This window comes from Bradyrhizobium sp. 142 (genome assembly GCF_023074015.1).
Taxonomy (GTDB): Bacteria; Pseudomonadota; Alphaproteobacteria; order Rhizobiales; family Xanthobacteraceae; genus Bradyrhizobium.
Genome location: NZ_JADPKQ010000160.1, coordinates 1 through 897, shown reverse-complemented (window position 1 = coordinate 897; position 897 = coordinate 1). Strand labels below are relative to the sequence as shown.

General features: G+C 60.5%; 2 protein-coding genes. Both read left to right on the top strand.

What is annotated here, in order from left to right; all coding sequences use genetic code 11:
• A partial coding sequence (locus tag IVA82_RS14910) for an ATP-binding protein (protein ID WP_247493360.1) occupies positions 1-109 on the top strand: 109 nt, incomplete at its 5' end.
• A 103-nt stretch (positions 110-212) separates the two neighbouring features.
• The coding region (locus IVA82_RS14905; protein WP_247386297.1) for an IS5 family transposase at positions 213-897 on the top strand (685 nt) is incomplete at its 3' end.

The following is an 897-nucleotide window of genomic DNA, read 5'->3' as shown; positions in this document are numbered from 1 at the left end:
CGCCGACGCGATCCTCGATCGCCTCGTCCACAATGCCTACCGCATCGAACTCAAAGGAGAGAGCCTCAGGAGGCAGAAGCAACCCGCTCAAGATCAACCCGTCTCTTGACCTTCCCAGCCCTCGACGACATCATGAATTTGACCCATGTTGAACGACGCCACGGGTGGCTGGCTTCAGATCGGAATACCCGGCCGGCTTCGAATTGGAATGCATGGCCGGCTTCGTCGGAATCCGCAATAAGCGTGTGCCAGCGAACCATCCGCTGCGGAAGGTCCGGGAACTTGTCCGGGATGTGTTGAGTGATTTGAACCGCAGCCTTGGGAGGCTCTACGCCAGCGAGGGACGTCCTTCGATCCCTCCGGAGCAATTGCTGAGCGCCTTGCTGCTGCAGGTGTTCTACGGCATCCGCTCGGAACGCCAGTTGATGGAGCAACTGGACTACAATCTTTTGTATCGCTGGTTCGTGGGACTGTCGCCGGACGATCCGGTCTGGGACCCGACCACCTTCACCAAGAACCGGGAGCGGCTGCAGAACGGCGACGTGTTCACGAAGTTCATGACCAGGCTTCTGAACCATTCGCAGGTCAAGCCGCTGCTGTCGGACGAGCATTTTTCGGTCGACGGAACGCTGATCGAAGCCTGGGCTTCACAGAAGAGTTTTCGCCCCAAGGACGGCAGCGGCAACGATGATGACGGCGCCAACTTCCACGGCCAGAAGCGCAAGAACGACACCCATGCGAGTACCAGTGACCCGGACAGCAGGCTTTATCGCAAGGCGGCCGGACGGGAGGCCAAGCTTTGCTATATGGGCCACGCCACCATGGAGAACCGGCATGGGCTGGCGGTGGCCGGCAGGGTCACGCATGCCAATGGCACCGCCGAACGCCGGGCTTCGG